Raw genomic sequence first — 14,048 nt, forward strand, 5'->3', positions numbered from 1 at the left:
AAGCGATAAGGCTTTTTATATGGCAGGCATTGACAATATCCGCACCGGACAAACTATGACCACAAATCGTAGTCCGTCTCGTTCAGAGTCAGGAGCTCCCCGTTCAGATTCAGTGAAAGAATCTAAAGGGAGTCAGGATTCGGTGTCATTGAGCCAGCAAGGTAAAGCTATGGGTAAGCTTCAACAAGATATGGCAGCGCAGCCGAGTTTCGATAGTGCAAAAGTTGCGGCGATTAAAGAAGCCATTGCCAATGGCTCTTATAAAGTCGACCCGGACAAACTTGCTGATAATATGATGAAGTTTGAAAAAGAGCTGGGCGGGCTGTAATTTTTTAGCCCGGACTTCCTATGGCAAAACTCTCTGACTTACTTGACTATCAGCTGGAAAATGCACAGGCACTTTCCGCTCTGTTAGAAAATGAAAAGGTAGCCATCACCTCCAGAGTGTCGGCAGATATAGAGCGGTTAGCAAAAGAAAAACTCACGCTGATCTCCCAGCTACAGCAAACAGATAAACGAATTGCTGATCATACTGACGTCGCTCAGATTAATGAGAATGAAGGCTTTAAGCAGAAAGTGGCCACTATTCGCTCAATTGTCCACGACTGCAAACAGAGTAACGAAGTTAACGGCGAAGCTTTACAGAGGGCGCAGTTAAGTTACAACAAGCTTAATAACCTGATGCAACAGAGCCGCGGAAAGATCGGAATGACCTACACTTCCGGCGGCCAGACAAACAGCATCTCTACTCTTGGCACAGATATCAAAGCGTAACTTAGCCTATTTAATTACAATCAGTTTAAAAACAACAAAAGCGGCAATTGAGCCGCTTTTGTTGTATCTGGAGTGGATCTTTTAAATCAGAATAGTGTCTGCTGTCTCTTGGAAGGGACCTGCTGAACTTCACCGTAATCTCTTAATCTGTTCATCTTATCAATGTCCAGCTCAAGCTCAGTTACATAACTGTCACCAACCGGATAGCTACGTACAACTTCTGCGCCACGTATTACCCCATCTACAGCACCTGATGTGGTTTCAACACCAAGCCTTTGATCCTGAAGGTTCGCTCTGCCGCTCACTCTCATACCGTAAATTTGCTCAGCCAATTCGCGGTAGGCATCAATTTTAGACGCCCGCATCGCTCTGACACGTTTCTCTTCGTCTGTCTGACCTTTCTGTTCACTGATACTGGCATAACCAACGGCTGTCAGTACATTCGCTTCCTGCATGGTCTGAAGAGGCTGACATCCGGCTGCAACCAATAGAAATGCGATGATAAATAACTTCTTCATGTTGGCTCCTATGGGCGCAGAATAATCGTGTTCTTTGAATTTCGGGTAGGGTCGGAACGGATAATCAAACCATCTTCTGTTCTTATAGTATTCATAGTATCCAGATCACGGCCGATTCTGTCTGCCGGCAAAAAGCCCTGTGCAGTAGCAACAACTATGCGGCTACGCATTGCCACAACCCTGGCATTTACCAGAACACCACCTTCCTGCCGAAGCATAGTACCGGTCAGCACATAAGTCACTTGCTGCTCCTGTGCCAGATCCTGCCAGTCACGGCTGAGCGCAAAATCACCTTGCTGGGTAACTCTGATAGAACCTGTGGTTTTAAAATCAACCACCTTAAAGCCTCGCTGCTGCAACTGAAAGATAAACGCTTCAGAAACAGAATTGCCCAACCAACTGGTGGTATCCATATTCTGAAGGTCAACAAATGATGTTACTGCAATTGGTGTACGTGCGGAAATGCTGGTGTTTGTCTCCACCAGCCCCTCTGTCATACTCTCAACGAAGTAATCCATCGTATGGCGGGGATTTTCCATCAGCATAAAGCGGCTACCCGGATAGGGTTCCTTACCATTATAAATGGGCGAATATGAGCAGGATGCTAAAAGCATCGTCACTGCTACTATAAACCATTTTTTCATTTTCTTGATCTCCAGATATACTTGATGTCGTTAGCTGACTGTCCTCTTAAAAAGCTGTTATCTCTCTTTAACAGATATGGAACAATCTTTGCTTCTCTATACTTGTACTGTTCAGAATTACGACACCTAAATCAGCTACAGAAACTAAAGCAAAATTCATACCCAATTTGGAAAGCCGAATGAAAAAACAGATATTCAGTGCCAGTTTTGTTGTTACAACCCTACTTTTCAGCAAGTTAGCTTTTGCGGAATGGTTTGAAGCAAAAGGGACGGCCAGCTTTGTAGCCTCAGAAGAGACGGCAAGGGTAAACGCTCTGGAAGACGCCCTCTACCAAGGAATGAAGTTTTCCGGGGCAGATATTGGGTCTCTGGCATCCCTACGACCATTTTTGGAACAGAAGCGCAGTGAATATCAGTTTACCAACCACGAAGTCCGCTATATCCGTGTGGTTGAGGCCGAAGCCTCTGACGGCAAAATGGAACTTCGGGTCCAGATGGATATCTACCCTTCGGCAACGGGTTGCCACGTCGGCCAGTATAAAAAGACCTTTCTGGTCGGCAGCATTGATATTGCCTCTCCTCAACAGGCGGTTATGGGTCAGATTTATGACATAGGGGATGACTTCAGTCATATTGTCAATCGTCAATTGGAACAGGACTCTGTCAGTTTTGTTTCGGTCGGCACTACAGATTACCAGATAGATAAAGGCAACCCTGCCGTGTTGCAGATGATTGCTCAGGACACCAGTGCCCAGTATATCATCGGAGGTGAAATTACCGACCTGACTGCCACAGTTGAGAAAAAGTTGCTGGGTGACGATATGATTAACCGCCAGTTTGCCCTTGAAATGCAGGTATATGACGGTAAAACCGGCCAGGAAGTGTATAACAAGGCCTACCGTGAAGTCGCACAGTGGCCGTTTCCTAAGTCCAGCCAGGTTGACACCCGCAGTGCCCGTTTCTGGGCATCTACTTACGGTAGTATGCTGCTGAGAGTCAGCCGTAACATTATGCTGGATCTTGAATCAGAGCTCTCCTGTAAAATAACCCTGCCTGAAGTAGTTGCGGTAAACGACTCAAAAGTCACCATCAATTTAGGCCGCCTACACGGGGTAAAAGTGGGTGATAAACTGCAACTCTGGCACACAGGTTCATTTATCGACCAGTTTGGATTACCCAGAAATAAGGTATCCCAAAGTGATATTACCCTCACCGTGAGCAGAACGTATGACCAGGAATCTGAACTTATGGTCGATCAACCTCAACTGGCACAGAGCATTCAGCTTGGCGATGTAATGCATAAGAATCTTCCTTAACTCATTAGTATACCGCTAAAGAAAAGGGCTTTGCTAATTGCAAAGCCCTCATTATTCCAGCTATCAAACAAGCTTTATAACTTAAACTGGCCTGCCAGCCTTTTCAGTTGATCTGCCAGCCCTGTCTGCTCCTGAGCGGCAAGAGCTATCTGCTCGCCACTCTCTGCGGTGACCTGAACACTATTGCTGATATCCTGAGCACTGGCCGATATCTCACTACTTACGGTGACCTGCTGCTCAGCGGCTGATGCAATCTGGGTTGCCATCTGTCTGATATTATCAATAGAGTCAACCACTACCGCCAATGTAGTTTGAACTTGTTCAGACTTCTCTACACTGGACGTTGCCAGCTGTTTTGCATCCCTTACCTGCTCGAACGCACTATCACTAAACTGCTGCAGCTTTTTCACCATATTTTCAATTTCAAGGGTCGACTCCTGAGTACGCTGGGCTAACGAACGAACCTCATCCGCAACAACGGCAAAACCACGCCCCTGCTCCCCCGCCCTTGCAGCTTCAATAGCAGCATTCAGCGCCAACAGATTGGTCTGCTCGGCAATACCCTGAATAACATCAACCACTCCGGAGATATTGCCACTACTTTCATGTAGCTCATTAATCGTCTCTGAAACGGAATCGATACGGGAAGAGACATGGTGTATTGACTGAGTGGACTCATCAACTGTCCTGCTGCTATCAGTAATCCGCTCATTGGCCGAATTGGCCTCTTCAGAAGTGAGCTGAATATTGCTGGCAACTTCTTTAATTGAAACACTCATCTGTTCCATGGCACTGACCACTAACAGTACCTGACTCTGTTCTTTCTTCAGTAACTCTGCATTTTCCCGCACTGTGACCGTTGACTCTTCAGAGGCAGCAGCCAGTTGATCACTTGAACCGGCAATAACATTCACTGTCTCAGTGATAGAATCAAGCATTCTGTTGAGGTCATTGGCGATCATGCCCAGCTCATCACCACTTGCTGAGTCACAACGAGAGGCAAGATCTTTATCAGCTGCTTTTTCCATCGTTCCTTTAAGGCTATGAATCTGGCGGGTAAAGCCTTTGAGCAGCATTATGCTGAAATAGGAAGAGAGTAGTATCAACACAGCAGACACTATTAAGTAGAGCCAGAAAGCTCTCTGAGATGAAGAGACAATACCCGACGATAACTTCAGAATCTCTTCCGTCAGCATCTCTTCCTGCTCTTTCAGCAGGTTAATTCTTGCCGTAGATTGAGCAAACCACTCTTCTGCTTTCTGATTCAATTCATTGGCAAATGCTTTACTACGATACGCTTCCACTTGCTTGACAGACGGGGCACTCATCATCTGACGAAAGGAATCTACATGCTGCGGCGAAGCGTAAATCTGAAAGGTTGAAAAGTAGCTGTTTTGTTCACTTACCAGTTGAACAAATTTTCTGAACATACCATTACCAAACTCGCCTCTGCCAAATGTATTACTTAGCACAGCCCTTTCAATACCAGCCCTCTCTTTGCCCTGCAAAAACTCGTAATAAGCAGCCAGAGAACGGCTAATCTCTGCCACTTCTGAGATTGAAACGGCCAGACCTGGAACAGATAACAACTTTCCGTTCAGCGTTGTATAGTAACTCAGTGCTTTTCCTAGTGGCGTACTCAGAGAGGTAATTCCGCTGCGCATCTCAGCTATCTGAGCTATCATGCTGTTTGCATCCTCAACCACACGCCAAAGCTGGCTATGTTGTTGTAGCTCTGATGAATGTTCAGCCAGATACGCTTTTAAATCCTTAAGCCGCTTATCCGTTTCTTTACGCTGCCGGGGCAACTTATCGGCAAAATTGTTACCTTTTGAGCCAATATAGCCCGCTGACATTCCTCTCTCTTTTTGCAGCTCATGCACCAGACGGCTGTTATAAGCAGAGAGTTCGACAAAGTTGTAAATTGTCGTTGCAGAATCTTTTACCTTGAGGCTGCCGGTGATTTGAACTCCGGCGAAATAACACAAAGCAACCAATATTGGTATCACCACCAACATCAGTTTTTGCCTTACATTTAATTGCATGTTAGGTCCTATACAAACAAAAATAATGCTTCCACGCCTTATTGACGTTGAATTCCCGATCCCTGTACTACAAGTTTAATATATGGTGCATAAATTGCCTGTTATTCAGACAATTAAGCCACAAAAGACAAAAAACCTTTAGAAATCAAAAAAAATCTCTATATAATCAGATTCTCAATGGGTCCCCTTGGCACAGCTGGATAGCGCGACTCCCTCCTAAGGAGTAGGTCACAGGTTCGAATCCTGTAGGGGACGCCATTTACCCTTTCATCTTTGCCGCTTGTATTCAGGGCCTGTATTCTTATTTATTTAGCTCATTTATTTCCAGATACACCATTCACAACTCTTTTAATTTACCCCTTATTAGGTATCTCTTTTATATAAAAAATAGCGCCAAACCTGATATATCAGCACCTAATAACTTTTCTATAAGTTATTTTTCAGAAACTCTCTGTTTATTACCGATAGCTCAAATTAAAAAAATGCCTTGATTTCTTCAATTTTCCGCGAGAATGTCATAGGCTTTATATTAATAGAAGTGTCATTTAGATAGCTAAGCGATGAGTAAAAGCAACCTAACGACAAACACCGGTCACCGATTTATATCCAAAGGTAAAACCGCCTTTAAAATTCATATCCATACGCCCGATGATAAGATTTTGCATCGTTCGGTGGGCTTTATTCGCCTTGGTGAAGAGAAAGCGCTGAAAAAAACCATCGAGCTAAGGAATGAACTGGGCAAAGAGATGTGGGGGAAGTTTTGGAACCGCTTACTGAAAGACCCTTATCTTATGACACGACTGCCACATGATCTGGAACCTAAAATCGTTTACAAGTCGAGAGACCCTGCCACCAGCGAAGGCTACTATATCGCCAAGTGGCGTGAATATATTGGTGAAGGAGAGTTTAAATACCGCAGTAAAGTTTGCTCAATTGATAAACACGGAAAGCTGGCCGCTTACTCCATCGCAAAGCGGGCTCTGCTGGAAGCTCATAAAGACGTGATTGACCTGTTAATGTTTATGGGACGGCTAAACAGTATCGACCTGAAATAGAGCTTTTGAAAAACAAAATCCCGCCATCTGGCGTAATGCTGATCAGTTAAGAAATTTAATAGATCAGTTGAACGATCCTTAAAAGGCTTCAAAATCCGGTATCAAGTAATTGATGCCGGATTTTTTATGTCTATTCAGTCCCTCCTTGATACAACTATTTCCTCTGTAAAAGAGCTCACTTCATTAGACAAGTTGAACTCACTACTCTCTCCTGAGTTGCTTGCACAAGCATTTGAAAAAGCGGGGGTTGCAACTGTACGCAAACGTCGCTTGCCATTGGAGGCTGTGGTTTGGTCAGTTGTAGGAATGGGTTTATTCCGACAAGAATCCGTCTGGGATATAGCCAGTAAACTTGATGTATCTTTGCCTGGAAAACGTCATTTAGTTGCACCAAGCGCATTAGTTCAAGCCCGGCAGAGGCTAGGTGTGGAAGCCATGCAGGAAACATTTCAGGCTCTGGCTGCTCATCACTTTAATAAGCAAAAGTTTGAAGTGTGGCATGGACTTAACCTGCTTGCAGTGGACGGTGTCGTTTTTCGTACCCATGACAATGCCGAAAACCGGGACTTCTTCGGCTCCGATAGCAATAAACAAGGGGAAAACAGTTACCCTCAGGTGCGCATGTGCTGCTTGATGGAGCTATCAAGTCATCTGCTTTTGGACAGTGCCTTCGATGCCAGAAAGATTGGCGAAATGACTCTTGCCGAAAGGCTGATTGAACACGCACCTGATTACTCACTAACCCTATTTGACAGAGGTTACTATTCACTTGGCCTGTTAAATAGCTGGTCTCAGGCGGGAACAGAAAGGCACTGGATGATACCGGCTAAAAAGGACCTTGTTTACACTGAAGTGCATAAACTCGGAAAAAGAGACAGGCTGGTATCAATCAAAACATCTCCTCAGGCACGAAAAAAGTTCTCTGACTTAAATGAAGAATTAATCGTAAGATTAACAAGTTATACCATTGATGGTCAGGAGTATCGTGTTTTAAGCTCGCTGACAGATCCGCTGAAATATCAATATAACGAGCTGGTAGAGCTTTACCAACAGCGTTGGGAAATTGAGCTTGGCTATCGAGAAATAAAACAAACCCTTTTATTGTCTGCCCACACACTAAGAAGTCGAAAGCCAGACATGGTTCGGCAAGAGCTATGGGGAGTACTTGTTGCCTACAATTTGGTTCGTATAGCGATGATCGAAGCTGCTTCAGGCATGGATGATGTTAATCCAAATAGGTTAAGTTTCTCTCACTGCGCGAGACATGTAATGGTTTATCTAACTACTATACCGATCAGTAGTCCGGGTAACCTTCCGAAGCACTATGCTACGCTTCTGGAAACGTTAAGAATGTTTGAATTGCCAGACAAGGTACCAGATAGAAAGTATCCTCGAGTGATGAGGAAAAAACCTAAAAAGTACCCTTACAAAAAATGCCAGTCAGCTTAACTGACTGGCATTACGCCATCTGGCGGGATTTTCTATTCAGACCTGAAACTATTATGCGTTAGCTTCACGTTCAGCGATAAATGCCAAAGCCATCTTGATTCGGCCTGTCACTCTCTCTTTGCCGATTAACTGCATCACAGCATCAACAGAGGGAGACTGACCACCACCGGTTACTGCAACACGAAGTGGCATACCGATTTTACCCATACCGATTTCAAGCTCTTCACAAACCTGAGCAATCACAGCGTGCAGGTTTTCTGTTGTCCACTCTTCCAGAGCTTCAACTTTTGACAACGCCAGCTCAAGAGGCTCTTTAGCAACACCGCGCAGATGTTTCTTTGCTGCTGCCGCATCAAAGGCATCAAAGTCCTGATAGAAATAGCGCGACTGCTGGGCAAGCTCAACAAGAGTATTACAACGCTCACCAACCAGGGCAATAACAGACTCAATTGCCGGGCCGTTTGCCTTATCAATACCCTGATTATCCAGATGCCACTGCAGGTGCTCTGCAACATAAGCAGGATCAGATGTCTTGATATAGTGGTTGTTCAGCCACAAAAGCTTATCGGTATTAAACGCAGAAGCAGACTTACTGATGGCGCTTAAGCTAAACAGATCAATCATCTCCTGCTGAGAGAAGATCTCCTGATCACCATGAGACCAGCCCAGACGAACCAGATAGTTGTTCAGTGCGTTCGGCAGATAACCTTCATCACGATACTGCATCACAGAGACTGCACCGTGGCGTTTAGACAGCTTAGCACCGTCATCACCCAGAATCATTGCACAGTGAGCAAAAGTAGGTACAGGGGCACCCAGAGCTTCATAGATGTTGATCTGACGAGGCGTATTATTGATATGGTCTTCACCACGAACTACATGAGTGATACCCATATCCCAGTCATCAACCACTACACAGAAGTTGTAGGTAGGAGAACCATCGGTACGACGAATAATCAAATCATCCAGTTGGTCATTACCAATCTCAATACGGCCACGGATCTGATCTTCAAAAACAACGCTGCCACTAACAGGGTTACGGAAACGGATAACACACGGGTCGCCCTCATTTGCTGCCTGATTTACGGCAACAATCTTAGGGTGGTTAGCATCGTAACGCGGCATCTCTTTATTCGCTTCCTGCTCCGCGCGGATTTCGTCCAGCAGCTCTTTAGAGGCATAGCATTTGTAAGCTTTATCTTCCGCTAACAGCTTATCCACCATTTCGTTATAACGATCAAAGCGTTTTGTCTGGTAGTAAGGCCCTTCGTCCCACTCTAATCCCATCCAACTCATACCTTCCAGAATGGCATCAACGGCTTCCTGAGTTGAACGTTCCAAATCTGTATCTTCAATTCTCAGAACAAATTCACCGCCCTGATTTTTAGCATATAGCCATGAATAAAGTGCTGTACGCGCACCACCAACGTGAAGATAGCCTGTCGGGCTAGGAGCAAAACGAGTTTTTACCGTCATGTAAATTACCTTAGTGATAAAAAGGTGCAGCGTTAGCCGCGGATAAGGACAAAAAAGTGGCGGTATTCTAGCATTGTGTGGTTGTTTTTCTCAATCCGGAATTATTAACCCCTTGACCTTACCCAAGGGGTAGGGTTTATCTTTTTGTAAAACGTTAGCTGTCAGAGAATTATTATGAAAACTTATACTATTGCTCTCTCCGGGTTAGGCTGTGGCAAGTGCATCAAAAAACTGTCTGATCTGTTCGGGCAGGAAGCTGACTCTCAAATCGAATCTATCACTAAAGAGCAGTTAGTTTTAACCACGTCACTCCCCCTATCAGGCGTGATTCAGAAAATTGAACAGCTGGGCTACGGCGCAGGTAATCACTTTACTCTGGCTTTATCCGGCCTGAACTGTGGCCGATGTGTTAACAAGGTAAAACAGCACCTATCCGGCCTGTATCAGGTCGCTGAGTTTGAAATAAGTAAGACAGAACTTAGCCTTAAAACAACACTCGACGTAGATGAAGTCATAGCCGAGATTCAGTCACTCGGCTATCAGGCCGCAACTGAAAAACAGCTTTTAAACTATCCTGGCTCTGACCAGAGCAGTCCCTCCTCATCCGAGCCTTTTGAAAATATACAAGTTCACAACTCTACAGAACATTCAAATGTCATCAACCTTGTACTTAAGGGGATGACTTGTGCCAGTTGTGTTGCCTCGGTAGAAAAAGCTTGTCTGGCCGTTGAGGGAGTTTCAAAAGCTCAGATAAACCTTGCCGAACAGAGTGCCACTGTCTGGCTGGCGGAAAATGCTGACGACTCTGCTGTGTTATCTCAGCTAATCAGTTCGGTCGGACAAGCCGGCTATGGTGCGTCTGCAATACAAAATCAACAGCAGCAACAACAAGAGCTTCAGCAGGCAAATATCAACCAACAAAACCACTATAAACGCAGTGCCATTCAGGCATTGGTAATCGGTGCGCCTATGATGTTATGGGGGATGCTGGGCGGCAGTATGATGATTACCTCTCCTGCCGATCAAATCGGTTGGGGGGCTGTTGCCCTGATCTGCTTTGCCTTACTGGCAACGGCCGGACGCTCCTTCTTTGTTAATGCATTCCAGTCGCTGAAACATAAAAGAGCCACAATGGATACATTGGTAGCTTTGGGTACCGGAGCCGCTTGGTTTTATTCAACTCTGGTGGTGTTATTGCCTGAATGGTTTCCGCCAGCTTCCCGCCATGTCTATTTTGAAGCGAGCGCCATGATTATCGGCCTTATCTCATTAGGACATTATATTGAGGCGAAAGCTAAGTTTAAAACCACTCAATCTCTGCAGTCTCTGATCGGATTGCAGGCTAAAGTGGCAACCGTAGTTACCGCAGAAGGCGAAAAAGAGCTACCCATAGAGCAGATTCAGACGGGCATGCAGATCAGAGTAAAACCGGGAGGTAAAGTAGCTATTGACGGTACCGTAGTTAAGGGTGAAAGCTATATCGATGAAGCTATGCTGACCGGTGAGCCGGTCCCAAAACTTAAAACCATTGGCGATAAAGTATCGGCAGGTACCATCAACAGTGACGGAAGCCTGCTTATTGAAGCTACCGGTGTCGGCAGCCAGACTATGCTGGCAAGAATTATTTCCATGGTAAGGCAGGCTCAGAGCAGTAAACCGCCTATCGCAAAACTGGCCGATTCAATTTCAGCCGTATTTGTTCCCGTAGTGGTCGCTATTGCAATAGTGACAGCAGTAACATGGTGGTTGCTAGGTCCGGAGCCTCAGGCTAGCTATATGCTGGTAGTCTCTACCACGGTATTAATTATTGCCTGCCCTTGTGCTCTGGGGCTGGCGACTCCCCTATCAATCACAGTTGGTGTGGGTAAAGCGGCTGAGGCAGGTATTCTTATCCGTGATGCAGAAGTACTGCAGACAGCAAGCAAAATCGATACTGTAGTATTTGATAAAACCGGTACCCTGACAGAAGGGAAACCTTCCGTTCAGCAAATTACCCTGCTAAGTAACTGGCAGGAGAAAGAGCTGCTGGAACTGGTATACGCCCTTGAGTCCCACTCTCAACACCCTCTGGCTGCCGCCGTTTGTGACTATGCAAAACAGCTGGGAACGACTCTGGCTGAGGCAGACAACGTTGCCACACAACGTGGTAAAGGCATCACAGGCAGAGTTCAAAACAGAGAGGTTGCCATAGGATCCGTTGATTTTATTACCTCTCTTTGCCCCTTTAATGAAACAGATACCATTGCCTCTTTTACCGATAAAGCGTGGACGCCTGTCGTAGTTAGTATTGACGGTGTTGCTGCTGCGGTTATTGCTATTTCCGATACCATCAAGGCGGAATCTGAACAGGCTGTCAGACAGCTTAATGAACGGGGAATAGAAGTGATACTTCTCTCCGGTGACAACAAACAAGTGGCCGGAAAAATTGCTGCCCAGCTTGGCATTCAGCATGTTATCGCAGAAGTATTGCCGGATCAGAAAGCGGTTCATATTCAGCAACTGCAAAAGCAGAACAAAAAGGTAGCTATGGTCGGAGACGGAATCAACGATGCGCCGGCACTGGCACAAGCCGATATAGGTATTGCTATGGGGAGTGGTTCGGATGTGGCAATAGAAAATGCTCAAATGACTCTGCTTAACTCATCGCCTTTTGCCATAATTAATGCCATTGATCTCTCCAGAGCGACACTAAAAAATATGAAGCAAAACCTGTTTGGCGCATTTATCTACAACTCATTGGGTATTCCCGTAGCTGCAGGCGTTCTCTATCCGTTTACCGGCTTTTTACTAAGTCCGGTTATTGCCGGAGCGGCCATGGCTCTGTCATCCATTACAGTAGTTACCAACGCCAACCGGTTGAGGTTGTTTAAACTCAACTAACTTTCGCCCGCTCCGTAAGAGTATGGTATGTTTCTTTTCGCATACCATACTTTTCGGTCAGGATATGAAAAACAAAATACAGCTCGCATTACTCTCTGTTTTAATTCTGTTTACCAACCCGGCAATATCAGAACCTCTTCACTGGCAGGCAAGCAAAGACGGGCGTACATTTATGATTCTGGGTTCCATTCATCTTGGTACTCCTGATATGTACCCTTTACCAGAGCGGGTTGTTGACTTTCTGAAGTCCGGCGATGGTCTGGTCACTGAAATCGATCTCAACGCCTCCGGCCAGCAAACTATTACCGCAGATAAACAACCATTAACACGCGAAATACTTAGTGATGCTCAGCTAGCCACTTTAAGTAAAATTAACCGGACGCTCGGATACCCTGACGAGGCATTTTTCGATCTCCCGGCATGGCAAACCGCCCTGACTCTTCAGGTAGGGCAACTTACCTCGCTCGGTTATAAAACCGATTTAGGTATAGATAACTACTTCACCGTTCAGGCAGCGAAAAATAACATTCCCGTATTCGGACTCGAGAGCGTCGGTTATCAACTCGGCTTGTTTACCGATGATGTCAGAATCAGTAAGTGGTTATTGACCAATACCGTAGATTACTGGCAGGAAAATCAACAAATAAGCCGCTGTCTGGCCGACAGCTGGAAATCAGGAAATGCCGCTCATCTGGCATCATTGGCACAAGAGAGCAAAATAAACGACTTTATCAGCGAACGCTTTATCTATAAAAGAAACAGAGACTGGGCAGACAAACTGAGCAACCGTCAGTTTTTAAAAGACGGCCGTTATCTGGTGGTAGTGGGTGCCCTGCATCTGGTTGGGGAGCAAAACCTGATTCAGCTTTTGAGGCAGAAGGGCTACCAGATAGAGCTGTTGTCCAGGCCGGAAGCCGTTTCTTGTCACTAATGTCAGAGCTTACCGATCTTATTACATAGCTGCTCAGCTAACTGATGAGTAGCTATATTGCGGTTGATGACCTCGCTCTCCAGTCGCCCTTTGTTTACCACCCTAAACCAGTCATCAATCATACAATCAAAACCTTTGCTGGTTAGCATTGGTGTCCAGTCTTTCAGGCCAATACTGCTCTGCTGATTATCTTTCCATAATGTGCCATTATCGAATGAGTTAAACTCATAGGATTCAGAAGCGAAGTCTGCCGAAATACGCTCTCTCGTTACGCCGTGCAGCCGATCCATCGAAGCGTGTAACAAGGTCTGTTTCTGCTGCCAGTGAACATCTATCCTGCCAAGCAAACCATTCTGCTGGTGATAAATCACATCCATATCATCCAGTGTGGATTTAGCAAAGATGTTCACACTGTCTAACGGATGAATAAAATCATCAAAAATAAAGTCTCTGACCTTTCCGGGCTGATTATGTCTGTGCTTTTCCCAACGTAACGAAAACAGATCGGGTCTTAAGCCTTGCTGTACGCCACTAAGAAACTTTGCCTGCAAAGGAAGGTGACGCCGGTTAAAGCCGACATACAGTGGCGTTTTATGTTTCTCGGCATACTCATAAAGTAGCTCACAATCAGCTGCGCTGTTTGCCAGAGGTTTATCAACAAACGTGGCAATACCGTGCTGCAGGAAAAAGCTGGCTACCTCAGTATGAACTGCTGTGGCGGCGTGAATCATTACCCCATCGATATTTGAGCCCAATAAGCTTTTATAATCGTTATTAAACTCTTTAATACGGTATTTATCTGCCATACCGGAGAGTACAGGTTTGCTGCGGCTACAAAGCACCAGCTCAATATCCGTTTTCTGTGTAATAACCGGCAGGTAAGCCTTTTGGGCAATATCCCCGAGACCGATAACAGCAATCTTCATTTTCAGGCTTCCTCTTAAGGTTTCAGCAAGGGTG

The 14,048-nt window shown here is 45.5% G+C and carries 12 protein-coding genes and 1 tRNA gene; 8 read left to right on the forward strand and 5 right to left on the reverse strand.

Annotated features, from left to right (window positions below; all coding sequences use genetic code 11):
• Positions 1–19: 19 nt before the first annotated feature.
• Positions 20–328, forward strand: a complete 309-nt coding sequence (gene flgM / locus PK654_RS11630) for a flagellar biosynthesis anti-sigma factor FlgM (RefSeq protein ID WP_271695957.1) — start codon at positions 20–22, stop codon at positions 326–328.
• Between the two features lie 20 nt (positions 329–348).
• On the forward strand, positions 349–774 hold the full coding sequence (locus PK654_RS11635; protein ID WP_271695958.1) for a flagella synthesis protein FlgN: 426 nt from the start codon (positions 349–351) through the stop codon (positions 772–774).
• 86 nt (positions 775–860) lie between these two features.
• On the opposite strand, the gene PK654_RS11640 is transcribed toward PK654_RS11635, so the two are convergent.
• Both PK654_RS11640 and PK654_RS11645 read right to left on the reverse strand, forming a co-directional pair.
• On the reverse strand, positions 861–1,292 hold the full coding sequence (locus tag PK654_RS11640; RefSeq protein ID WP_271695959.1) for an LPP20 family lipoprotein: 432 nt from the start codon (positions 1,290–1,292) through the stop codon (positions 861–863).
• An 8-nt stretch (positions 1,293–1,300) separates the two neighbouring features.
• On the reverse strand, positions 1,301–1,936 hold the full coding sequence (locus tag PK654_RS11645) for a FlgO family outer membrane protein (protein ID WP_271695960.1): 636 nt from the start codon (positions 1,934–1,936) through the stop codon (positions 1,301–1,303).
• A gap of 179 nt (positions 1,937–2,115) precedes the next feature.
• On the opposite strand from PK654_RS11645, the gene PK654_RS11650 reads away from it, so the two are divergent.
• Positions 2,116–3,252 (forward strand): flagellar assembly protein FlgT, encoded by a 1,137-nt coding sequence (locus PK654_RS11650; RefSeq protein ID WP_271695961.1) that lies wholly within the window; start codon positions 2,116–2,118, stop codon positions 3,250–3,252.
• Between the two features lie 74 nt (positions 3,253–3,326).
• Here the strand turns inward: PK654_RS11650 and PK654_RS11655 are convergent, their stop codons facing one another.
• Positions 3,327–5,297: a methyl-accepting chemotaxis protein gene (locus tag PK654_RS11655; protein ID WP_271695962.1), complete on the reverse strand. Its 1,971-nt coding sequence runs from the start codon at positions 5,295–5,297 to the stop codon at positions 3,327–3,329.
• A gap of 181 nt (positions 5,298–5,478) precedes the next feature.
• Here PK654_RS11655 and PK654_RS11660 point away from each other — a divergent pair.
• The 3 genes from PK654_RS11660 (at position 5,479) to PK654_RS11670 (ending at position 7,801) form a co-directional block, all read left to right on the forward strand.
• Positions 5,479–5,555: transfer RNA gene (locus PK654_RS11660), tRNA-Arg, on the forward strand.
• Positions 5,556–5,857: 302 nt separating this feature from the next.
• Entirely contained in the window at positions 5,858–6,352 is a 495-nt protein-coding gene (locus PK654_RS11665) for a Fe3+-citrate ABC transporter substrate-binding protein (RefSeq protein WP_271695963.1), read from the forward strand.
• Between the two features lie 126 nt (positions 6,353–6,478).
• Positions 6,479–7,801 carry an IS4 family transposase gene (locus tag PK654_RS11670; protein ID WP_271695964.1) on the forward strand — a complete coding sequence of 441 codons (1,323 nt, stop codon included), beginning with the start codon at positions 6,479–6,481 and terminating at the stop codon, positions 7,799–7,801.
• A gap of 51 nt (positions 7,802–7,852) precedes the next feature.
• Here PK654_RS11670 and gltX read toward each other — a convergent pair whose 3' ends face one another.
• Positions 7,853–9,277, reverse strand: a complete 1,425-nt coding sequence (gene gltX, locus PK654_RS11675; RefSeq protein ID WP_271695965.1) for a glutamate--tRNA ligase — start codon at positions 9,275–9,277, stop codon at positions 7,853–7,855.
• A 174-nt stretch (positions 9,278–9,451) separates the two neighbouring features.
• Here gltX and PK654_RS11680 point away from each other — a divergent pair, with 174 nt between their 5' ends.
• Both PK654_RS11680 and PK654_RS11685 read left to right on the forward strand, forming a co-directional pair.
• Positions 9,452–12,157 carry a heavy metal translocating P-type ATPase gene (locus PK654_RS11680; RefSeq protein ID WP_271695966.1) on the forward strand — a complete coding sequence of 902 codons (2,706 nt, stop codon included), beginning with the start codon at positions 9,452–9,454 and terminating at the stop codon, positions 12,155–12,157.
• 64 nt (positions 12,158–12,221) lie between these two features.
• On the forward strand, positions 12,222–13,088 hold the full coding sequence (locus PK654_RS11685) for a TraB/GumN family protein (RefSeq protein ID WP_271695967.1): 867 nt from the start codon (positions 12,222–12,224) through the stop codon (positions 13,086–13,088).
• 2 nt (positions 13,089–13,090) lie between these two features.
• On the opposite strand, the gene PK654_RS11690 is transcribed toward PK654_RS11685, so the two are convergent.
• Positions 13,091–14,014 carry a Gfo/Idh/MocA family protein gene (locus PK654_RS11690; protein ID WP_271695968.1) on the reverse strand — a complete coding sequence of 308 codons (924 nt, stop codon included), beginning with the start codon at positions 14,012–14,014 and terminating at the stop codon, positions 13,091–13,093.
• Between the last annotated feature and the right edge of the window lie 34 nt (positions 14,015–14,048).

The organism is Vibrio sp. SCSIO 43137 (assembly GCF_028201475.1).
Taxonomy (GTDB): Bacteria; Pseudomonadota; Gammaproteobacteria; order Enterobacterales; family Vibrionaceae; genus Vibrio.